The following is a 21,243-nucleotide window of genomic DNA, read 5'->3' as shown; positions in this document are numbered from 1 at the left end:
CTACTCGATGACGATCCGTGGCGGAGGACGAACGCCGCTGTGGCCCATGAGAACATCCGCGACCTGACGGGCCATGGCCTTGTAAATGGCCGCATGAGGCCCATCAGGGTCGACAGCGACGACAGGACGGCCGGCATCCGACAATTCGCGGATCGACATCGTCAGCGGCACCTCGCCGAGGAAAGGTACGCCAAGGCGCTCTGCTTCCATCCGTGCACCGCCATGTCCGAAGATATGAGAGGACTGTCCGCAATGGGGACAGATGAATGTTGCCATGTTTTCGACGATGCCGAGGATCGGCACTTCCACTCGCTTGAACATGGATACGCCGCGTCGCGCATCGATCAGAGCAAGATCCTGCGGTGTCGATACGATGATGGCGCCGGCCAGAGGAGTTGCTTGAGCCATGGTCAGCTGAGCATCGCCGGTGCCCGGCGGCATATCCACGACCAGCACGTCCAGGTCGCCCCAGGCTACTTCCCGCAGCATCTGCGTGATGGCCGACATCACCATCGGGCCACGCCAGATCATGGCGGCTTCCTCATCGACGAGAAAGCCGATGGACATCACTTTTAGTCCATAGGCCTCCATCGGTTCGAGAATGCGGTTCTCGAGCAGCTTCGGCTTGCCATGAATGCCGAGGAGCTTGGGCATTGACGGGCCATAGATGTCGGCATCGAGGAGACCGACCTTCAGACCGATGGCTTTGAGCCCCAGTGCAAGGTTGCAGGCAGTGGTCGACTTGCCGACACCGCCCTTTCCGGAGGCGACGGCGATAATGTGCTTCACCCCTGGGATCTGCTGTCCCTTCGGCGCGGTGCCCGGCGGTGAGCGGCGTGGTGCTTGTGCTTGAGGCGTAGCAGCACCTGCCGATGCAGGGCGTTCAGCGGTCAGAGTAGCAAAGACGCCCTTTACTCCAGGCAAACGCTGAACGGCATTCTGCGCCGCTTGGCGCACCTGCTCCATAGCTGGCGCTTCTGAAGGCTCGACAAAGACGGAGAACATGACACGAGACGCACCGTCGACGACCACCTCGGACAATCGGCCGGACGCCACGAGGTTGACGCGGCCGCCGGCATCAACCGGCACAGCCTCAAGGGCCTTCAAGACATCTTCACGGGTAATCGCCACGGTCGAGCCTCCTTTGCCGAACCTTGTGAGCCGGTTCTATCCCTCATGTAAAGAGCCGACAGCCGTCCGTTAAGGCATCGTCTCTGCGGTTCCGCTGTCAGAACCAAAGCAGACCTTGTCCGTTGTCCCCCAAGCCTCGTTGGGCAGCCGATCCACGCCCGATGCCTGCCATGGCCGCACAATTGCGGGTCCATCGGCATTTGATTTGAGGATTTGAGACGAGCTTAGAGGATATGACGATGCATCAGCACGGCCACGGCGACCCCAATGCCAAGAAGCTTTATGACATGATACAGGACATGAAGATCGCCATGATGACGACTGTCGATGCCGACGGCACGCTCCATAGCCGACCCATGTACAGCCAGGAGACGGACGAGCACGGCGACCTCTGGTTTTTCACGAAGGTGCAATCCCCGAAGCTGACCGAGATCTCGCGGGACAACGAAGTCAACCTTGCCTATTCCGATCCTGAAAAACAGAATTACGTATCGGTTTCGGGTAAAGCAGAGATCGTGCGCGACAAGGCGACGGTCGACGACAAATGGTCAGAAGGTCTTCGCGCCTGGTTCCCGAATGGGAAGGACGATCCATCAATCGCTCTCGTGCGCGTTCACCCCGCGAGGGGAGAGTTCTGGGACAGTCCGTCGTCCACGCTCGTCCATCTCTACGGCTACGCCAAGGCGGCGGTCACCGGGCAGTCGCCGACCGATATCGGCGACCAGAAGAAGGTCGATCTGCGCTGATCGATGACTGCTTCGCAGAAGCGGCGGGGCTGCGTGCCCCGCCTCTCGCCGACATCGAGAACGTTCCTACGTACTACGCTTCCGTCCAGATCGGCGTGGCGCCACCCTGAAGGGCTCAAAAAACGTAGCCGACTTTCAGTTCGCCTTGCTCTTTCGCCGCCCGGCCTGCTTCGCTATTGTCCGCCTTCCTTCAGGCTGCAAGGAGCAGGCGATGGTGGACATCGCGACCAGGGTTTATAACCACACCTGGAAAATCGACCCGATCGTCCGGTCGGTGCTCGACACGGATTTCTATAAGCTTTTGATGGCGCAGACGATTTTTCGCCGCCATCGGGACGTGCAGGTGACGTTCGGGATTCAGAACCGCACCACCCGGATCAGGCTCGCCGAAATCATTGACATGGGCGAACTGCGCGAGCAGCTCGATCACGTGCGCTCCCTGTCGCTAACCCGGGGCGAATCCACATGGCTGCGCGGCAATACGTTCTATGGCAAGCGGCAGATGTTCTCGCCGGAGTTCATGGATTGGCTGGAAACCTTCCGTTTCCCGGAATACCTCCTGGAGAAGGAAGATGGGCAATATGTCCTCACCTTTCACGGCCCCTGGATCGAAACCACCATGTGGGAGATTCCGGCTCTTGCGATTCTCAACGAACTGCGCTCCCGCGGTGTGCTCAAAGGCATGGGCAAGTTCGAGCTTCAGGTTCTCTATGCCCGAGCCATGACGCGGGTCTGGGAGAAGATCCAGCAGCTCAAAGCCCTGCCTGATCTCTCGGTTACAGATTTCGGAACCCGCCGCCGTCATGGATTCCTGTGGCAGGATTGGTGCGTCCAGGCGATGATTGAAGGTCTGGGGCCGGCCTTTCTTGGAACGTCCAATTGCCTGATCGCCATGCGGCGAGAAGTCGAGGCCGTCGGTACCAACGCCCACGAACTGCCCATGGTCTATACCGCCCTGACGGATAACGATCAGGACATGGCCATGGCGCCCTATCGGGTCCTCGCCGACTGGCAGAGCGACTATGAGGGAAATCTGCGCATCATCCTGCCTGATACTTACGGGACGACGAATTTCCTCAGCAACGCCCCCAGTTGGGTCGCCGCCTGGACGGGCATCCGCGTCGATTCCAAAGATCCGATCGAAGGAGGGGAGGAGGCCATCGCCTGGTGGCTGGAGCGAGGTCAGAACCCGAAGGACAAACTCGCGATCTTCTCAGACGGTCTCGACGTGGATGTGATCAAGCGTATCCATCAGCACTTCTTAGGGCGCATGCGCATCGGTTACGGTTGGGGTACATTGCTCACGAACGATTTTCGTGGATTTGCGCCAGATGGCGCACTCGACCCCATATCCATCGTCTGCAAGGTCATTTCGGCGAACGGACGTCCGACCGTGAAACTGTCCGATAATCCGACCAAGGCTCTAGGCCCCAAGGCCGAGATTGAACGCTACAAACGTGTTTTCAATGTCGGCGTACAAAACGCCAAGCCGGTCCTGGTGTAAGCGATGAAGATCGATCTCAACTGCGATATGGGTGAAGGCTTCGGGCCGTGGCCCATGGGTGACGACGAAGCCATGTTGGATATCGTGTCGTCTGCAAACGTCGCCTGTGGCTTCCACGCAGGCGACCCCGGAACGATGTTCAGAACCGCTGCAACGGCTTTGCGCAAGGGCGTCGCGATCGGGGCGCATCCAGGGTTCAACGATCTGCAGGGCTTTGGCCGACGGGTTATCAAGGGCGATAGCCCGGCAGATATCGAGCGGATGATCGCATACCAGATCGGTGCATTGCAGGCCGTCGCGGCGCTGGCGGGGCATCGCGTCTCCTACGTGAAGGCGCACGGCTCGCTCAACAATATGGCCAACGAGGATGAAGATCTGGCGCTTGCCATCGCTCGTGCCATCAAGGGTGTCGACGCGAGCTTGGTGAATGTCTGCATGCCGGGCCTTCTCATGGAGAAAGCGTCCGAGCAGATCGGTGTTCCCGTCGCGCGGGAATTTTTCGCGGACAGAACCTATGAGGATAACGGAACCCTGACCAGCCGCAAGAAGCCGGGCTCGGTTCTGCACGATGCGGAGACCGCCGCCGAACGCGTGCTGCGCACTTTGGAGGATCGCGCGGTGATGAGCGTCTCTGGAAAGCGCATTCCGGTTACGATCGATACCATCTGTGTCCATGGCGACGAACCGAGCGCAGTCGCCATGGCGCGAACGATTCGCCAGAAACTCGAAGCCAGCGGCATTTCCGTCACATCCTTTACCGTCCTCTGATCCATGACTTTCAAAGATCATTTCTCGTCGAAGTCTGGTGATTACGCAGCTTATCGGCCAACTTATCCTTCAGCCCTCATCGATTATCTTGCGGGTCTGTGCCGTTCAACGGATGTTGCGCTAGATGTCGGGTGCGGCACCGGCCAACTCTCGGTGCTTCTCGCAAATCGGTTCAGATCGGTCATCGCGACGGATGCAAGTGCCAAGCAGATAGAAAGCGCCGTGCCACATGAGGGCGTGTCGTATCGTGTCGCTCCTGCCGAGAAGACTGGCTTAGAAGATCGATCCGTCGATCTCGTGACCGTCGCCCAGGCCGCGCATTGGTTTGATCTTCCCGCCTTCTATGAAGAGATGCGCCGCATTGGAAAACCGGGTAGCGTTCTGGCGCTCATCACCTATGGCGTGATCCAGGCGGATCCGGACATCGATCCTGTCATCCAGCACTTCTATAGGGATGTGATTGGGCCGTACTGGCCACCGGAACGCAGACATGTGGAAGAGGGCTATCGCGGTTTCGATTTCCCGTTTGCCGAGCTGACGCCACCGAGCATGGCGATCACCGTGCAATGGGGAGTGGAGGATCTCATCGGTTATGCGGATACATGGTCGGCTGTGAGAGCTGCCGAAAAGAGTCTGGGACAGCAGCCGATTGCAGAGTTCGCTCATGAACTGAGAAAGGCATGGGGGCCAACCGATCATCGTCGGACGATCCGGTTTCCGCTCTCGTTTCGAATCGGGAGGGTCTGAAGTCCTCAGGCTCGCATCGTCTTAGCCAGAAAGGGTTCCAGTGCTGAAAGGGTTTCCTCCGGAGCCTCCTCGGCGAGATAGTGCCCGCAATCGATGCCGCGCCCTTCGACGTGATGGGCCCAGTCCTTCCAGACAGCCAGGACATCGTACCAGCGTTCCAGGCCGTTCTTCAGACCCCAGAGCGCCTGAACAGGGCATGAGATCCGTCGTCTCGCCCTTTGATCTTCCTCGTCGAGGCGCATATCGATCGAGGCTCCTGCGCGATAATCCTCACACATGGCATGGATCGTATCGGGATTGGTGAAGCAGCGACGGTATTCGGCAAGCGCCTCTTCATGAAACATCGCACGCCCGCGACGGAGATAGAATGCCTCGGGGTCGGCAGCGATCAGGCGTTCGGGAAGATCGTAAGGTTGCGCTAGAAAAAACCAATGCCAATAGCCTATCGCGAAGGCCATATCGGTGCGCTGGAAATGTTCGGCGGTGGGAATGATGTCGAGCACCGATAGGGCTGCCACGCGCTTCGGATGGTCCAACGCCATGCGATACGCACATCGACCGCCGCGGTCATGACCGACGACGGCGAAGCGCTCGTGGCCGAGGATGTGCATCGCTTCGACGAGGTCGCGCGCCATCGCGCGCTTGGAGTAGGGCTCGTGATCTGGCGTCGTCGGCGGCTTCGAGCTGTCGCCGTAGCCGCGCAGATCCGCACAGATGACCGTGTAATGATCTGCCAAGCGCGGAGCTATCCGGTGCCACATCACATGAGTCTGCGGATGTCCGTGAAGGAGCAGGACTGCTGGGCCATGGCCTCCTTGACGGAGATTGATCACGGCCTCTGGAGTCGCGATCTGCCGTTGTGTAAAGCCTTCGAACATGCGCTGCCTTTTCCCGTTTAAGATACGACGCTCATGCGATCGACATCGACGAGGCCGAAATCCGTGATCTTGAGGTGAGGGATCACAGGAAGAGGCAGGAACGCGACCTGCAGGAATGGCTCCGGAAGTGTGACGCCGAGATCCTTCGCAGCATGCCTGAGAGGATAAAGCGCATCACGCACCGCTTCATAGGGAAGATCACTCATGAGGCCCGCAATCGGGAGAGCAAGTTCCGCCCGGACGACGCCGTCCGAGACGACGACGAAACCTCCCTCGATGTCACGCAGTCGATTGACTGCTGCTGCCATGTCACCATCATTCGCACCCACGACACAGATGTTATGGCTGTCGTGGCCGACGGATGAGGCAATGGCGCCGCGTTTCAGGCCGAAGCCGTTTACGAAGCCAACACCGATATTCCGATTAATGCCGTGTCGGGCCACGACCGCGACCTTGACGATGTCCTGCGTCAAATCGGCTTCGGCAAAGCCGTTCCGATGTGGGAGGATCGCCTTGTTGTTCTCCGTGATGATCTTTCCGGGAATAACACCGATCACCGAGGTTTCAGTGGCCGTCGCGGGCACTCGAAAATCATGCGCTGAGATCGTGTCGATCTTGACGCTCCCCCGTCCAATGGGTGCCACCGTTTCCCGTTTAGCGAAGAGAGCCTCGTTCACCAGCCGGCCCGCACTGAAAACATCCGATACGGCACAGGTCTCAAGATCGTCGAGGAGGACGATGTCGGCGCGCTTGCCGGGAGTGATCATGCCACGATCGCGAAGACCGAACGCTTGCGCCGCAGTCAGCGATGCCGCGCGGTAGGCGGCGAGAGGCTCGCACCCCAATTGGATCAGAGTTCTGATCATATAGTCGAGATGCCCCTCTTCCGCGATGTCCAGAGGATTACGATCGTCGGTGCAGAGGGCGAGGAACGGCGAAGTCTGCAACGAAAGCAGTGGTGCCAATGCATGAAGGTCTTTGGAAACAGAGCCTTCGCGGATGAGAATGGTCATGCCTTTCCGAATCTTCTCCAACGCTTCCGCTGCAGTCGTGGTCTCGTGATCGGTGCGGATCCCGGCGGAAAGATAGCCATTGAGGTCGAGGCCGCGGACAAGAGGAGCGTGTCCGTCGATGTGTCCGTCGGAGAAAGCTTCGAGCTTGGCAAGGCATTCAGGGTCGACTGACAGAACACCTGGGAAATTCATGAACTCGGCAAGGCCGATCACCTTCGGGTGATGACGGTAGCGAATGAGATCAGAGGCTTCTATGTGCGCTCCAGATGTTTCAAGGTGCGTTGCCGGAACACAGCTCGACAACTGGACGCGCAGATCCAGGATCGTCCGCTCGGCGCAGGTCAAGAAGTAGTCGAATGCTGCCGTTCCTAGCACATTTGCCATTTCATGGGGGTCGCAGATCGCGGTCGTGACGCCGTGAGGCAGGACGCAACGGTCGAACTCGAAAGGCGTGACGAGCGACGACTCGACATGAAGGTGCGTGTCGATGAAGCCCGGAACGGCGATGCGCCCGCGACCATCGATGGTGCGGGCGCCGCGATAGTGACCGTAGGTGCCGACGATAGTATCCCCGCAGACGGCGATGTCGGTCTGTGTAAGTGCTCCCGTCACGAGATCGAGCAGACGGACATCGGCGATGACGAGATCTGCGGCGGCCTTTCCACGTCCTTGTGCGATCCGCGTTGCAATGAGCTGCGCGTCAGACTTCCTCGTCATGCCGTTCCTTGGTCCTTACCAGCTGCGGCGTTCTCCATTGTCAATATGGATGATGCCGTTTCGATAGATCTTAAGACCCCCGACTTCGGGACGCGAGCGCAAATATGCCATGACGCCGCGTATGCGACTATGAACACGAAAGTCGATGGCGCGACAGGCCAGGTGAAGGGAGTGGTCAGCGCCTCCCGCACGCCGGTTCCGTCCTGCAGACCGATGTGTCGACTCGACGCTGACGGATCCGAATTTCGCCGACACGTCCGCAACGACATCCTTCAGAGCGGCCGGAAGGCATCCGGTCGGAGCCTCGGATCTCAGCACGATGGAGCCGAGACCGACGAAGCTGTTGAAGCGGGCGCTTGGGGTGAGAGAGCCGTTCGCCTGGGGGAGGCTCCCCGTTGCAGCCGGCGCCTTCATTTTTTCTGCAGAAGGCAAGCTCGCGTATTGCATTGTCGGCAGGGTCGTTCCTTCACTCTCCGCATGTGCGGCAGACTGAAGTGCTCCGCCGATCACGAGTCCAAGCGCGACGCAGAATCCCCGTCGTCTCGAATGTGGTCCTCGACATTCGGTGCCCATAGGATACTCCCCATGCAAGCCCCCGTTGTGTGCAGGCAATAAGCGAGCGTCAGCCGCATCGCTGCGTCTGCTTGTGATTTTGAGCACGTAACGGCCAGTTGCCGCTGCCAGCTTGGCAAGCTAAGGTTGAAATAGAGGCTGGCAACCCAGCGGACTTGAGTAAATGCCTAACTAAAACCAATGCCCCTGAATCACGTCCTATTATACCGCGATCGAGATCCTGAATCAGCCTTTGTAGCTAGGCCTTAGAGCATCGCCGAGGCCTCCATCTTGCAGGCCGGGACATGCATGCACACATTCTGCGAGGATGCTGCCTAAGGATGGCAGCGAGGAAAGGGAAGGATGTACGCTGCTCGCAGCGCTTTTTTCGAAGCCGTCAAGGTTGCCGGTCCGAGCCGCGAGGACACGATTGCACGCGTCACCATGGTGGCGAAGCTCCTGGACAACGCATTCCTCATTCCGGGACTCAACCGCCGCGTGGGCCTGGATGCCGTTATCGGTCTCGCCCCGGGCATCGGCGACGTGATCTCGGCGGCTTTGGCGGGATACATTGTTTGGGAGGCACGCCGGCTTGGCCTGCCGCGCAGGAAGATCGCCCGTATGATCGGCAATATCGCATTTGACACCGCATTGGGTGCAATTCCTGTCGCGGGGGATCTATTCGACGTCTTCTTCAAGGCCAATCAGCGCAACGTGCGCATCATCCACGATTATCTCGGCCTTGCCAGACGCGGACCGCGCCACATTGATGGCACAGCCGCCCGGATTGATGAGCGCTGACGATGAAGCGGTTCGTCTGGCTGATCGCTCTTATTCTGGTGAGCTTCTGGTCGCTCCTCGCCTGGGGGGCATATGGGCTCATCGATCTTTTCGGCAGTACGGCGGCGCGTCATGCGGATGTGGTCAGCAGCCATCCCGGAACCGTGGAATGGCTGTCTTGGAGCCTCGGAGCTCTGCGCAATCTGGGGCTTGCCGCCATCGTCTTCGTCTGGGCCGTCGTCGCCGTCTTCATCCTGGCCGTTCCAACCACGGTAAGCTTCATTCTCGGCAAAGCCTTCCGACCCGTCGAACCCATGGGTTGGGGCGGAGAAGAATACCCACGGCCGGGCTATCGGGACGTGACACCTCATGAAACGGCCACGGCTCCGGAGGAGGAGCCGCGTCGAATTGAGCGGCACTGACGGCTACGTGAAACTAATGCTCTAGCGATGGCTGGAGATGAACTGCTTGAAGCGCTCCGATTTCGGGGCGCCAAAGACATCGGCGGGAGTTCCTGACTCTTCGACCATGCCCTGGTGCAGGAACATGACGCGGTTGGAGACATCGCGTGCAAAGCCCATCTCATGCGTCACCACGAGCATTGTCCGGCCCTCTTCCGCCAGTGAACGCATCACCCGCAGCACTTCGCCCACCAGTTCGGGATCGAGCGCCGATGTCGGCTCGTCGAAGAGCATGACCTGAGGACGCATGGCAAGCGCGCGGGCGATCGCGGCGCGCTGCTGCTGGCCGCCTGAAAGATGCGACGGATATTGCCCGCGCTTGTCGACGATGCCGACCTTCTCGAGGAGCGCTTCGGCTTCCGCGACGCACTCGCTCCTGGGCCTTTTCTGCACGTGGACCGGAGCCTCGATGACGTTCTCCAGAATGGTCATGTGAGACCAGAGATTGAAGCTCTGAAACACCATGGCGACGCGGGAGCGGATGCGGTCGACTTGTGACTGATCGGCCGGCTCCATGCCCCGTCGCGTCTGTTTCAGGCGGATCGCTTCGCCCCCGATCTTGATTTCGCCGGAATCAGGAACTTCGAGCATGTTAATGCAGCGCAGCATTGTCGACTTGCCGGAGCCCGAGGCTCCGAGAATGGAGATGACATCGCCTTCCTTGGCTTCCAGCGATACGCCCTTCAGAACCTCGAGCGATCCGAAGCTCTTGCGCAGGTTTTGAACTGAAACGGCAGGCGTACTGGAGGACACGGACGAGACTCCATTAGGCAGCGATACGGACGAAAGAGCTGCATTAGACATGAGCGGCCTCCAGTTTCGGCTCGATGGAGGGAGGACGGCGCAGGTGCGGAGAGAGCCACCATTCGATGGCCATGATGATGCGCGTAATGACGAAGTTGAGGATCAGATAGATCGCTCCCGCGACGACGAAGATTTCGACGGCTCGGAACGTCTGCGAGATGAGTTTGGCGGCAAGGCCCGTGACTTCCATCATGGTGATGATCGATGCCAGAGACGTCGCCTTCACCATGAGGATGATTTCGCTGCCATAGGCTGGAAGAGCCTGCCGGACGGCGATGGGAAAGACGATTCGACGAAACAGCAGAAAGCCCGACATCCCGCAGGCGCGAGCAGCCTCGACCTGCTGGTGCGGCACGGCTTGAAGTCCGCCACGGAAAATCTCGCTGGCATAGGCTGCCGTATTGAGGGTGAGCGCGAGGATGGCGCACCAATAGGGTTCGCGGAAGAAGCTCCACAGGCCCCATTCCTGGAGCGTGGGGCGGAACTGTCCAAGGCCGTAATAGATCAGGAAGATCTGGACCAGGAGCGGCGTACCGCGAAACACGAACACATAAGCTCGGGCGATGATATCGAGAATGCGGATGCGGGAGATCCGCATCAGCGCCAGCAGCATCGCGAGGACGGCACCGAACGCCACGGACGTGAAGGCGAGGTTGAGGGTGAGCGGAACGCCAGTGATAAGTTGCAGGAATGTGTCCCGCATGAAGGAGAAATCCATCAGGAAGCCCTCCGCATGCCGCGCATCGAGTGCGTTTCAGCGCGTTGGAACAGATAGGTTGAGACCCACGTGATCACGAGATAGAGCAGGGCCGCCGTGATGTAGAAATCGAAGGGACGGCGAGTAGAGCCTGCGGCGATGTGCGATTGGCGCAGCAGTTCGACCAGTCCCGTCACGGAGATGAGTGCGGACTCCTTGAGTACCAGCTGCCACGTGTTGCCGAGGCCAGGAATCGCATATCGCAGCACCTGCGGGGCGACGATGCGGCGGAACATCAGCCAGCGATGCATGCCGACCGAGCGCGCTGCCTCGAGCTCGCCTCGGCTGACGACCTGATAGGCGCCGCGGAACACTTCTGCCTGATAGGCGCCCGATACGATGCCGATGGCCAGCGCACCGGTCACGAAGGCGGGCACGCCGATGAAGCCTTCCGCGCCGAACAAGCCTCCGATGGCGCTCAGCGCGGCGCTGCCGCCGAAATAGAACAGATAGATGACGAGAAGGTCCGGGATGCCGCGCAGAACGGTGGTATATCCGTCCGCAAGCGTACGGGCTGCCATGTTGCGCGAGAGTTTGGCCCAAGCCACGAAAGTGCCGACCACAGAACCGACGAGAAAGCCGCAGAGTGCTACGGCCAGTGTCATTCCCGTCGCGGTCAGAAGTGCCCATCCCCAACCATTCGGACCAAATCCGATAAGCTCGAAATAGCTCAGTTGCTGCACGCTGGATCGTTCCTGCTGTGCGTCACCCCGAGCGGGGTGACGCTATGAGAGATGTAGGGTGACGATGCGCTTAAGACTGCGGCGACATGTCGACCTTGAACCACTTCTCGGTCAGCTTCTTCACCGTCCCATCGGCAATGGCGGACTGGATCGCTGCATCGAAGCTGTTCTTCAGTTCCGTGTCGCCTTTGCGCAGGCCGACGGCCACGCCGCGGCCGAGAACGCCGCCGGAGACGCCGGCGCCGGCCATGGTCATGTCCTTGAACTCGGGCTGGTCGAGCGTCGCCTTCATAGAGGATTGCGCGGCGAAGATCGCATCCACCCGTCCTGCTGCCAGATCGAGGTCATGCTGCTCGGTGGTCTTGTACTCACGGATGGTGATGACGTCCTTGAGATATTTTTCCAGGAACTGGGAATTTACTGTCGAGCCTTGAACGCCGACCGTCTTTCCTTTCAGAACTGGCTTCCACGCATCGATCACCTTCTGCGCGCCATCGGGGTCCTTGTCGAGATTCAGGCGGCCGCCCGTTCCGTCGAGCTTGGCGATCGGGGAATCCTTCATCGTGGCGAAGCCGTGGAGCCCGGAAGCATAAGGCCGCGAGAAGTCGATGACCTCCAGGCGCTTATCGGTGATGTTCATGCCGGCCATGATGCCATCGTACTTCTTGGCATTGAGCGCCGGAATGATGCCGTCCCAATCCTGCGCCACGATCTCGCACTTCACCTTCATGCGCGCGCACAGGTCGTTGGCGAGGTCGATCTCGAACCCTTCCAGCTTGCCGCCGGCACCGGTGAAGTTCCACGGCGCATAGGCGCCCTCGGTGGCGATCTTCACGGTCTTCTCCTGCGCCATCGCACCGCCCATCGCTAGCGCGGATGCCAGGAGACCAAGGCCGAATACCTTGAACAGTTTCATCGTCGTTCCCTTATCTTTTGTGTTGCTCGAAACTTGATCCGGCGAAGTCGGAACTACCGTTCCGGCAGTCGTCGCTGGCTAAAAGCTAACAGTCAAAAGCCAAGTCAGCGCAAGTCCCAATCCTGCTGAATCGGCGGCCGGGACTGGCGATTTCGGTCGCAGTCGCAGCCTTCTCAAGCAAAAAGCGCGGCTTCATGGCCGCGCTTTCAAATCGTTGCAGAGCCAAATCAGCTCCGGGGAGTCGTGTCGATCTTGAACCACTTCACCGAGAGCTTCTGCACGGTGCCGTCCTTGATGGCAGCCTGGATCGCGTCGTTGAAGCTCTTCTTCAGCTCCGTGTCGCCCTGGCGCAGGCCGACGCCGACGCCGGCACCGAGCAGGCCGCCCGTAATGGACGGTCCGACCAGGGAGTAGTCCTTGAATTCAGGCTTCTCCAGCGTGCCGATAATGGCAGTGGCATCGGCGAGGACTGCGTCGATGCGGCCCGCCGCCAGATCGAGGTCATGGGCCTCGGTGGACTTGTATTCGCGGATCTCGGCCGTGCCCTTCAGGTACTTGTCGGCAAAGTTCGAGTGGATGGTCGAACCCTGCACGCCGATGGTCTTGCCTTTCAGGACAGGCTTGAGGGCCTCGATCGCCTTCTCGGCATCCGCCTGCTGCGTGCCGAGGTTATAGGCCGAACCGGTCCCCGGCATCTTGGCGAGCGGCGAATCCTTCGGCACCAGGAAACCGTTCGGTGAGTTCGCATAAGGACCCGCGAAATCGATCACCTTCTTGCGCTCGTCGGTGATGCTCATGCCGGCCATGATGGCATCGTACTTCTTGGCATTGAGCGCCGGAATGATGCCGTCCCAATCCTGCGCCACGATCTCGCACTTCACCTTCATGCGCGCGCACAGGTCGTTGGCGAGGTCGATCTCGAACCCTTCCAGCTTGCCGCCGGCACCGGTGAAGTTCCACGGCGCATAGGCGCCCTCGGTGGCGATCTTCACGGTCTTCTCCTGCGCCATCGCACCGCCCATCGCTAGCGCAGAGCCGAGAAGAACCAGGCTGACTGTCTTCAAGAACTTCATTTGTGTTCCCTTAGGATTATTGGCTCGCGTGCCAGACGAGCCTTGCTTCTCGCGACCGCGGGGGCCGCGCTGTCACGGAGTAACGGCCAAACGCGTCAAAAAGGCAAGCCGTCTTCCGTCGCACTAGATGACCCGCAGGCGGATCTCCCCGAGGCCCTCGATAGCAGCCGCCATGGTCTGACCTTTCGTCACCGCTCCGACCCCCTCGGGGGTGCCGGAAAAGATGACATCGCCGGGCGCCAGCTCGAAATAGGAGGACAGGTAGGCGATCTGCTCGGAGACGGACCAGATCATGTCGGCAAGATCTGCTTTCTGCTTCACCGTGCCATCGATAGTGAGCGAGATCGCTCCGGACTGCGGATGGCCGATCCGAGACGCTGGAACCAGAGGTCCCACAGGACCGGACAGGTCCGCTCCCTTTCCAAGCTCCCAAGGACGCCTCAACTGCTTGGCCTCGTCCTGGAGATCTCGGCGGGTCATGTCGAGCCCGACGGCATAGCCGTAGACATGGTTCAGGGCATCTTGAACGGGGATGTTGCGCCCGCCCTTCGCAAGGCCCGCGACCAACTCGACCTCGAAATGATAGTTCTCGGTCTTCGGCGGATAAGGATGGTCGACCGTCGCTCCGTCGGGGACGGGCTGTAGGGCGTCGGCGGGTTTCATGAAGAAGAACGGAGGCTCGCGGGTCGGATCACCACCCATTTCGCGGGCATGGGCCGCATAATTGCGGCCGACGCAATAGACCCGGCGCACGGGAAACAGATCGTTCGATCCGGCGATGGGAAGGGCCGGGACGGGCGGGATAGGGATTACATAGGCCATCGAAAGTCCGCGAAGCACGAAAAAAAGGGCGTCGTCCCGGCCTTCCTGTGGGACGTGCCGGTTGCTTCCTTCCTACACCTTGCGGTCGGCATCACAAGACGCAATGACTATGCGCAACCGCGAGGAGGAGGGATGGACATTCACGCTGGCGCGAACAGAGCCTTCATCGAGGGCTTAAAGGATCGGCTCGGTCCAGCCTTCGTCCTGACCGAGGCCGCAGACCTGGATGCCTTCCTTACCGAGACGCGAGGGCTGTATCGCGGGCAGGCGCTGGCCGTGGTTCGCCCGAAGGACCGGGACGAAGTCGCCTTCGTCATGAGAGAATGTGCGGAACACGGCATCCCGGTCGTGCCGCAGGGAGGAAATACGGGCCTCGTGGGCGGCGGCGTGCCGGCGGGGGGCATCGTTCTGTCTCTCACGCGCCTCGACCAGGTTCGCGACCTCGATCCGGTGAATGCGACGATCACGGTGGAGGCGGGCTGTATCCTGAAGGCCGTTCAGGACGCTGCCGACCAAGCGGGATATCTCTTTCCCCTGTCCCTCGCCTCGGAAGGGTCCTGCCGAATCGGCGGCAATCTCGCGACCAATGCCGGAGGCACGGCGGTGCTGCGCTATGGCAACATGCGCGAATTGACCCTCGGCCTCGAAGTGGTTCTCGCCGACGGGCGGGTCTGGAACGGGCTGAAGGGTTTGCGCAAGGACAACACGGGCTACGACCTGAAGGATCTGTTCATCGGCTCGGAAGGGACGCTCGGCATCATCACGGCCGCCGTTCTGAAGCTCTTTCCGAAACTGCAGGTCCGGGTGACGGCGTTTGTCGGCTGCGCGTCGGCGGAGCGGGCCCTGACCCTGTTCCATCAACTGCGCGAGGCTGCAGGCGACCAGCTCACGGCCTTCGAGTATCTCCCTGACTTCGGGCTTGAAATCGTTCTCAAGCACCGTCCGAGTTCTGTCCGTCCCTTGAGTGGGCGTCACCATTCCTATGCGTTGATCGAGCTGTCCTCGCCGCAGCGGGACGCGGATCTCCAGGGGAGGCTCGAAACCATTCTAGGCCAGGCTCTGGAGCAGGATCTTATCGAGGATGCGACTCTCGGGACCAGCGAGGCTCAGAGCCAGGGGCTCTGGAGTCTGCGAGAAAGCCTCTCCGAGGTGCAGCGGCTCGAAGGTGGCTCCATCAAGCACGACGTTGCAGTCCCGGTATCCCGTGTGGCCGAGTTCATTGAAACGGCGACACGCGCCTGCGAGGCCGCAATGCCGGGTATCCGGGTTTGCGCCTTCGGCCATTTCGGAGACGGCAACGTCCATTTCAATCTGTCCCAGCCTGTCGACATGGACAAGAATGCCTTCCTGGCGCAGTGGGAGCGATTCAACCGCATCGTTCACGACATCGTCCACCGCATGGATGGATCGATTGCGGCGGAGCACGGCGTCGGGTTGATCAAGCGCGGCGAACTGTTGCTGTACAAGGATCCGGTGGCGCTCGATTTGATGCACGCACTCAAGAAGACCCTCGACCCTCACAATCTTCTCAACCCGGGGAAAGTGCTGGAGACCGGCGATCCCCTCACGGCCATTTCAAGTCTGACGGTACACTCATGAAAACGATCGATCTTCTGGCCATCGGCGAACCTCTGATGGAATTCGCCGAGGTCCAGCGTGGCGGCGAACGGCTTTATCTGCCCGGTTTCGGGGGGGATGTTTCGAACGCCGCCGTGGCAGCAGCCCGGCAGGGCGCCAAGGCTGCGATCTTCACAGCCCTGGGCGGTGATGCCTTCGGCAAGGACTTCCTGGCTTTGTGGGATCGGGAAGGCATCGACCGCTCATCGGTCATTCTGAGGCAGGATGGCCGGACCGGCGTCTACTTCATCAGCTACGGCGAGGATGGGCACGTCTTCTCCTACGCCCGAGTTGGGTCCGCCGCCAGCCTTGTTCATGCGGGTGAGCTGCCGCTCAAGCAGATCGCTTCGGCGCGGATCCTGCATGCTTCGGGTATCAGTCAGGCTATCTCGACCGATTGCGCCGACGCAGTTTTCGCGGCGATCCGCCATGCCAAGGCGAACGGAACGATCGTCAGTTACGATACGAATCTGCGCCTGCGCCTGTGGCCGCTCGACCGCGCCCGGGCAGTGATCCATGGTGCCGTGGCCCTGTCCGACATCGCCCTGCCGGGTCTCGACGACGCGCAGCAGCTGACAGGCCTCGACCGGCCCGAGGATATTTGCGCCTTCTATCTCGGTCTCGGCTGTCAGGTGGTCGCTCTCACGATGGGCAAGTCCGGCACCATGGTGGCCACGAGCGACCGGCGCGACGTCATCCCGGCCCGACCCGTCAATGCGATCGACGCGACGGGAGCGGGTGATACGTTCGACGGGGCGTTTCTCGCAGAATGGCTGGTGCATGGTGACGCCTTCAAGGCCGCCGCCTATGCCAATGCGGCGGCGGCGCTTTCGACCCTCGGGCAGGGGGCCGTGGGGCCGATGCCGGTGCGGGGCGATGTGGAGACATTTCTGCGTGCCGCATGAAAACGGCGGGTCCAGGGGACCCGCCATTCAATAGGGTAGGGACTCTCTGGGGGATCAGCGCCCGCCGGGCAGGCGGCGTGCATCCGCCAGATGGTTTTCCAGGTGCGGGATGACCGACTGGGCGAAGGTCACAAGCGCCGGGTCGGTGCCCGTCTGGGCATATTGCTCATACACGGCCAGCGTTTCCTGATGAGCTGCCCGCTGATAGCGGCCGTAGAGGCGGTCGAATTGCGGGCCGCTTGTCGAAGCGAGCTGGTTCAGCATCTGGGTCTTTTCGGCATCGAGCTGAACCGGCAGCCGGATCGGCGCTGCTGCCCTGATGGAGCCTGTCGACTGCACATCGGCCGTCCGGCCCGCGACCCCTCCGGTCGCTGCGCCGACGCCCGCGCCTACTGCTGCACCCACCGGGCCGCCGACCAAGGCACCGACACCGGCGCCCGCCAAGCCGCCGCCAACCGCCCCGGCACCCGTGCTGGGGCCAGCGCTCGGGGCACCAGCAACCGCGCCGGTCGTCGCCCCGACACCGGCCCCGACTGCGGCTCCGACCGGACCTCCGACCAGAGCGCCGATACCTGCACCGGCCAGGGTGCCGCCGACAGTGCCGCCCAGCCATTCACCGTTAGCGGCATAAACCGGCTGGCCGCCGTTCAAGGCGGCACTGGTCTGCCCATGGTCAGTGATCATGTTCTGCGCAAAGACGCGCACCCGCGGGTTGCGGGAGCGCTCGAGAGCCATACGGCTGGCGGCAATCTCGAAGGCATCGGATTGCTCGGCCATCATACGGAATGTCTGGCCTGTCATGGGCTGGGCGAGCGCTGGGGCAGATGCAGTCGTCAGCAACGCTGCGAGGACAATATATTTCTTCATAGGATGAGCTCCCAAATTGGAAAGGCAGAACACCCTCGCAAAGCCGCGTGGCTTGCAAAGAAGTGCTGGTGGCTGCTGCAGTCGAACAACGATGTAATGTCTTGCCGGTTCCGGTTTTTCAGGTGGCTGGCCTGGCAATACGCTTTAAACGTGATGAATATTCAAAACTAAGCTTGGCCTATACCTTGCAGGCTTATCGGTAAGGATTGCCGTCATGAGAAGAGGGATGCAGTGACGGCGGCAATGGGCTATGAGCGCACGTTCACGCCCGAGATTGTCTTGTCGAAACTCCTTCATGTCCAAGTCCTGAGAGCGCTTGCCGCCCTGTCCGTTGCCTTCCTCCACGCACAGCACGATGCTGTGGCGCTGGCGGCACGGACCGGCCGGATCTTCATGCCTCTCGACAATCTGCCCTGGATGGCCGGCGTCGACGTTTTCTTCGTGATCTCGGGCTTCATCATGGTTTACGCATCCCGCTCGCTTTTCGGCGGGGCCGGAGGCAAGGGTGCCTTCCTGGCGCGCCGGATCGCGCGCATCGCGCCGCTCTATTGGACCGTCACGACCGTCTACCTCCTGATCGCCCTTGTGGCCCCGGGCCTCCTGAACAGCGATCCGCTCGCGCTCTGGCAGGTGATCGCCTCCTATCTGTTCATCCCCTTCGAACGTCCGGACGGCACCGTCCAGCCGCTTTATTCCCTTGGATGGACACTCAATTACGAGATGTTCTTCTACTTGCTCTTTGCGGCGGTGCTCACCTTGCCGCTTCGGAGGGCTGTCGGCCTTCTGACGCTTGCCCTCGTGCTGATCGTTCTCGCCGGACGCCTGATCGCGCTGCCGCAGCCGCTCGCATTCTGGACTGATCCGATCATTCTCGAATTCGCCTTCGGCCTGAGCCTCGGTTGGCTCTATGTGGAAGGCGTCACGCTGAGCCGACAGACCCGCTGGGTTCTCGTGGCCATCGCCCTCGCGGCTCTCGCGCTGAACCTCATCGGATTGCGGAGCAACCTCAACGAGATGCGGCCCCTGGCCTGGGGCATTCCGGCTGCGCTTCTCGTCGCAGCGGCTGCTTTGAGCAAAACGCACCGGCCGCCCAGCGCCCTGACCCGCTTCGGCGTGCTGACGGGGGACGCCTCTTATGCCATTTACCTCGTCCACCCCTTCGTGATCAGGGGAATAGGTGTGGTCATCGCGCGCAGCGGAATCGACACGATTCTCGGCCCCTGGGGTTTCATTCTCCTGTCGCTGGCTGCGACTTTGGCTGTCAGTCTCCTGGTTCATCGCTTCTTCGAACGGCCCGTGACCGCCTTCATCAGAGCAAGGCTCGACAAGGACGGCGTCCGATCCACCGGGGTGAACTGAAGCCCTTTTTAGGGGCGGTATTCTGCAGCGCCGCCTGCTCCCAGTCGGATCTGGCCGAGAGCCAGCATTCCCATGCCGCCGATCGTGCCCTCAGGCGTCAGGCCACGCAGCTCGGCCGTCAAGAGGAAACCCGTTTCGTCCTGATCGATGGTGAAGAGATGATAGCCGGCCCGATGGGTCAGCGTCCCGCTCCTGGCGGAGGCCGAAGGGGCGCCGATCACCGGCACGGGGCCGCGCGGGCTAGGGAGATGGGCCAGCGATCCGACGTGATTGTGGCCATGAAGAACGAGTTCGGCGCCTGTCCGTCCGATCATGGCCTCGAAGGCTCCGGCATCCGTCAGATTGCGGCCGGGCTGCGCTCCTCCGCGATGGGGGGGGTGGTGAATCAGCACGATCCGGAAGCACGAGCGGTCTTCGCCGAGTTCCTGAAGGATGCACTCTGCCGCCTGCATCTGGCGCGAGCCGACACGTCCGCTGGCCACGAAGGGGAGGGTGGGAATGGCGGAGGAGAGACCAATCAGGGCAATCTGCCCATGGCGGCGGAGATAGGGAAAGACGCCTTCGCGACCATCGACCCCGCGTGTCCAGGGCGAGACCTCCTTCAGCAGGCCTTCGAGGGCGCCGATCACATAGGCGTCATGATTGCCCGGCACGAAGCTGACGTCGTCCGGCGGCCCCAGACTCTCGAGAAAGACGCGGGAAGTCTCCCATTCGCTCGGCAAACCGATGTTGCAGGTATCGCCCGTGCACGCGATATGGTCCGGCGCCTGGGCATGCAGGTCGGTCACGAGGGCCGCGAGCAGCTCCATGTCGTGCGCCGCCGAGCGGCTGCGATGCCAGTTGTACCAGCCTGTAAGGCGCTTGCTCAGGAGCTGCCGCAGCTGAGGACGCGGGAGTGGTCCCACATGGGGATCGGTGAGATGGGCGAGGCGAAACATGGCGGGACCTTATGGCGTCGTGCGCCATTCGCCAATGTAGATCCGGCGATCCCGTCCTCAAACGACGCGATTGCCCGATCAAGAAATTCGGGTGCCGATGATCGCGCAATTCTCTACGCGTTGCCGATGAAGATGCCGGCCAAAAGCACGAGGACACCGCCGACGATCACCTGGAAGGCCGCTCGCAGGAACGGCGTATCCATGTAGCGCGTGCGGATCCATGAGATCGCGACGAGCTCGACGGCGACCACCACCGAGGCGATCGACGTGGCGATCAAGAAGGCGTTGGGCCAGGAATCCGGCACAAGATAGGGGAGGGTATGTCCAAGGCCGCCCACGGCGGTCATGAGGCCGCAGATGAGGCCGCGCAGCACCGGGGAGCCACGGCCGGTGATCTGACCGTCGTCGGACAAGGCCTCGGTCAGGCCCATGCTGATGCCCGCGCCGACCGATGCGGCAAGCCCGACGAGGAAGGTCTCCCAGTTGTTCTGCGTGGCGAAGGCGGCGGCAAAGAGTGGCGCCAAAGTCGAGACCGAACCATCGATAAGGCCCGCAAGTCCCGGCTGCACATATTGTAGGACGATGAGGCGGCGCTGCGCCTCCCGTTCGGCGGCTTCGGCGTTCTCAGTTAGGTGAGCGGCGTGGAGTTCTTCGGCTTTGCGCTCGTGATCGCGTTCGACTTCGGCAAGCTTGGTGAAAAGTTCGCGGACGCTCACGTCGAGAGTCTGCTGGGCTGCCTTTTCGTAGAAGTTTGCCGCCTGCAACTCCATCAACTCGGCCTCGCGACGCATCTTGTCGAGATCGAGTCCGGAATTCCACCAGACGGTGCGGCGCTTCAGGAAGCCGCGCACGTCCTCGCGACGGATCGGTGGCAAATGCTCGCCGAAGCGCTCGCGGTAGAAATCGTAAAGGGAGTTGCGGTGATGGCGCTCTTCCTCCGCCATGTCGTCGAAGATCTCGGCGGAGGAGGGAAAGTCCGTGCGCAGCTTGTCGGCGAAGGTCTGATAAATCCGGGAATCTTCTTCCTCGCTCGCGATGGCGAGGGCGATCACTTCGCGTTCCGTCAGTTCCGAAAGAGTCTTCATTCCGATCCCCTGTTTAGAAATATTCTAAACAGGGTCGGGCTGCTCGCCAAGTCCTATGGATAGGGACTGGCGGAAGATTTTCGGATAGCGATTAGTACTGCGCGCCGGGCATCAGCGTCG

The 21,243-nt window shown here is 61.1% G+C and carries 22 protein-coding genes; 9 read left to right on the top strand and 13 right to left on the bottom strand.

Annotated features, from left to right (window positions below; translation table 11 throughout):
* Positions 1-1,131, bottom strand: a complete 1,131-nt coding sequence (locus K9B37_RS19000; protein WP_224315102.1) for an Mrp/NBP35 family ATP-binding protein — start codon at positions 1,129-1,131, stop codon at positions 1-3.
* A 239-nt stretch (positions 1,132-1,370) separates the two neighbouring features.
* Here K9B37_RS19000 and K9B37_RS18995 point away from each other — a divergent pair, with 239 nt between their 5' ends.
* The 4 genes from K9B37_RS18995 (at position 1,371) to K9B37_RS18980 (ending at position 4,896) form a co-directional block, all read left to right on the top strand.
* Positions 1,371-1,877 carry a pyridoxamine 5'-phosphate oxidase family protein gene (locus tag K9B37_RS18995; RefSeq protein WP_224315101.1) on the top strand — a complete coding sequence of 169 codons (507 nt, stop codon included), beginning with the start codon at positions 1,371-1,373 and terminating at the stop codon, positions 1,875-1,877.
* Between the two features lie 211 nt (positions 1,878-2,088).
* The gene (gene pncB / locus K9B37_RS18990) at positions 2,089-3,381 is read left to right on the top strand and encodes a nicotinate phosphoribosyltransferase (RefSeq protein WP_224315100.1); all 1,293 of its coding nucleotides are present in this window, start codon (positions 2,089-2,091) and stop codon (positions 3,379-3,381) included.
* A gap of 3 nt (positions 3,382-3,384) precedes the next feature.
* A complete protein-coding gene (locus tag K9B37_RS18985) occupies positions 3,385-4,149 on the top strand; it encodes a LamB/YcsF family protein (protein WP_224315099.1) in 765 nt (254 codons plus the stop codon).
* A 3-nt stretch (positions 4,150-4,152) separates the two neighbouring features.
* A complete protein-coding gene (locus K9B37_RS18980; protein ID WP_224315098.1) occupies positions 4,153-4,896 on the top strand; it encodes a class I SAM-dependent methyltransferase in 744 nt (247 codons plus the stop codon).
* A 5-nt stretch (positions 4,897-4,901) separates the two neighbouring features.
* Here K9B37_RS18980 and K9B37_RS18975 read toward each other — a convergent pair whose 3' ends face one another.
* The 3 genes from K9B37_RS18975 to K9B37_RS18965 are packed head-to-tail and all read right to left on the bottom strand — an operon-like array spanning position 4,902 to position 7,918.
* Entirely contained in the window at positions 4,902-5,774 is an 873-nt protein-coding gene (locus tag K9B37_RS18975) for an alpha/beta fold hydrolase (protein ID WP_224315097.1), read from the bottom strand.
* Positions 5,775-5,791: 17 nt separating this feature from the next.
* Positions 5,792-7,504 (bottom strand): adenine deaminase, encoded by a 1,713-nt coding sequence (gene ade / locus K9B37_RS18970; protein WP_224315096.1) that lies wholly within the window; start codon positions 7,502-7,504, stop codon positions 5,792-5,794.
* 15 nt (positions 7,505-7,519) lie between these two features.
* The gene (locus K9B37_RS18965) at positions 7,520-7,918 is read right to left on the bottom strand and encodes a YcbK family protein (protein ID WP_224315095.1); all 399 of its coding nucleotides are present in this window, start codon (positions 7,916-7,918) and stop codon (positions 7,520-7,522) included.
* Between the two features lie 501 nt (positions 7,919-8,419).
* Here K9B37_RS18965 and K9B37_RS18960 point away from each other — a divergent pair.
* Positions 8,420-8,857, top strand: coding sequence for a DUF4112 domain-containing protein (locus K9B37_RS18960; protein WP_224315094.1), 438 nt, complete (start codon positions 8,420-8,422; stop codon positions 8,855-8,857).
* A 2-nt stretch (positions 8,858-8,859) separates the two neighbouring features.
* A complete protein-coding gene (locus K9B37_RS18955; protein ID WP_224315093.1) occupies positions 8,860-9,258 on the top strand; it encodes a hypothetical protein in 399 nt (132 codons plus the stop codon).
* Between the two features lie 21 nt (positions 9,259-9,279).
* On the opposite strand, the gene K9B37_RS18950 is transcribed toward K9B37_RS18955, so the two are convergent.
* The 6 genes from K9B37_RS18950 to K9B37_RS18925 form a co-directional block, all read right to left on the bottom strand.
* Entirely contained in the window at positions 9,280-10,101 is an 822-nt protein-coding gene (locus K9B37_RS18950; protein ID WP_255616670.1) for an ABC transporter ATP-binding protein, read from the bottom strand.
* Positions 10,094-10,819, bottom strand: a complete 726-nt coding sequence (locus K9B37_RS18945) for an ABC transporter permease (protein ID WP_224315092.1) — start codon at positions 10,817-10,819, stop codon at positions 10,094-10,096. The genes K9B37_RS18950 and K9B37_RS18945 overlap by 8 nt, the downstream gene beginning before the upstream one ends.
* The gene (locus tag K9B37_RS18940; RefSeq protein WP_369414361.1) at positions 10,819-11,541 is read right to left on the bottom strand and encodes an ABC transporter permease; all 723 of its coding nucleotides are present in this window, start codon (positions 11,539-11,541) and stop codon (positions 10,819-10,821) included. Before K9B37_RS18940 ends, K9B37_RS18945 begins: the two co-directional genes overlap by 1 nt.
* A 70-nt stretch (positions 11,542-11,611) precedes the next feature.
* Positions 11,612-12,457: a transporter substrate-binding domain-containing protein gene (locus tag K9B37_RS18935; RefSeq protein ID WP_224315091.1), complete on the bottom strand. Its 846-nt coding sequence runs from the start codon at positions 12,455-12,457 to the stop codon at positions 11,612-11,614.
* Between the two features lie 227 nt (positions 12,458-12,684).
* Positions 12,685-13,530 carry a lysine/arginine/ornithine ABC transporter substrate-binding protein gene (locus K9B37_RS18930; protein ID WP_224315090.1) on the bottom strand — a complete coding sequence of 282 codons (846 nt, stop codon included), beginning with the start codon at positions 13,528-13,530 and terminating at the stop codon, positions 12,685-12,687.
* 123 nt (positions 13,531-13,653) lie between these two features.
* Positions 13,654-14,352, bottom strand: a complete 699-nt coding sequence (locus tag K9B37_RS18925; RefSeq protein WP_224315089.1) for a fumarylacetoacetate hydrolase family protein — start codon at positions 14,350-14,352, stop codon at positions 13,654-13,656.
* 132 nt (positions 14,353-14,484) lie between these two features.
* Between K9B37_RS18925 and K9B37_RS18920 the strand changes: the two genes are divergently transcribed.
* Together K9B37_RS18920 and K9B37_RS18915 are read left to right on the top strand one after the other, a co-directional pair.
* A complete protein-coding gene (locus K9B37_RS18920; RefSeq protein WP_224315088.1) occupies positions 14,485-15,951 on the top strand; it encodes an FAD-binding oxidoreductase in 1,467 nt (488 codons plus the stop codon).
* Entirely contained in the window at positions 15,948-16,874 is a 927-nt protein-coding gene (locus K9B37_RS18915; protein WP_224315087.1) for a sugar kinase, read from the top strand. Before K9B37_RS18920 ends, K9B37_RS18915 begins: the two co-directional genes overlap by 4 nt.
* A 54-nt stretch (positions 16,875-16,928) precedes the next feature.
* Here K9B37_RS18915 and K9B37_RS18910 read toward each other — a convergent pair whose 3' ends face one another.
* Complete coding sequence (locus K9B37_RS18910; RefSeq protein ID WP_224315086.1) at positions 16,929-17,741, bottom strand: DUF4142 domain-containing protein; 813 nt, start codon at positions 17,739-17,741, stop codon at positions 16,929-16,931.
* 231 nt (positions 17,742-17,972) lie between these two features.
* Between K9B37_RS18910 and K9B37_RS18905 the strand changes: the two genes are divergently transcribed.
* The gene (locus tag K9B37_RS18905; RefSeq protein ID WP_224315085.1) at positions 17,973-19,100 is read left to right on the top strand and encodes an acyltransferase family protein; all 1,128 of its coding nucleotides are present in this window, start codon (positions 17,973-17,975) and stop codon (positions 19,098-19,100) included.
* Between the two features lie 8 nt (positions 19,101-19,108).
* Here the strand turns inward: K9B37_RS18905 and K9B37_RS18900 are convergent, their stop codons facing one another.
* Positions 19,109-20,038: a metallophosphoesterase family protein gene (locus K9B37_RS18900; RefSeq protein WP_224315084.1), complete on the bottom strand. Its 930-nt coding sequence runs from the start codon at positions 20,036-20,038 to the stop codon at positions 19,109-19,111.
* Positions 20,039-20,151: 113 nt separating this feature from the next.
* Positions 20,152-21,123 (bottom strand): iron exporter MbfA, encoded by a 972-nt coding sequence (gene mbfA, locus K9B37_RS18895; RefSeq protein ID WP_224315083.1) that lies wholly within the window; start codon positions 21,121-21,123, stop codon positions 20,152-20,154.
* Between the last annotated feature and the right edge of the window lie 120 nt (positions 21,124-21,243).

The sequence above is a fragment of the Microvirga puerhi genome (genome assembly GCF_020089865.1).
Classification (GTDB): domain Bacteria; phylum Pseudomonadota; class Alphaproteobacteria; order Rhizobiales; family Beijerinckiaceae; genus Microvirga; species Microvirga puerhi.
The sequence above is the reverse complement of the archived record's forward strand: the minus strand, read 5'-3'. Positions and strand labels throughout refer to the sequence as shown.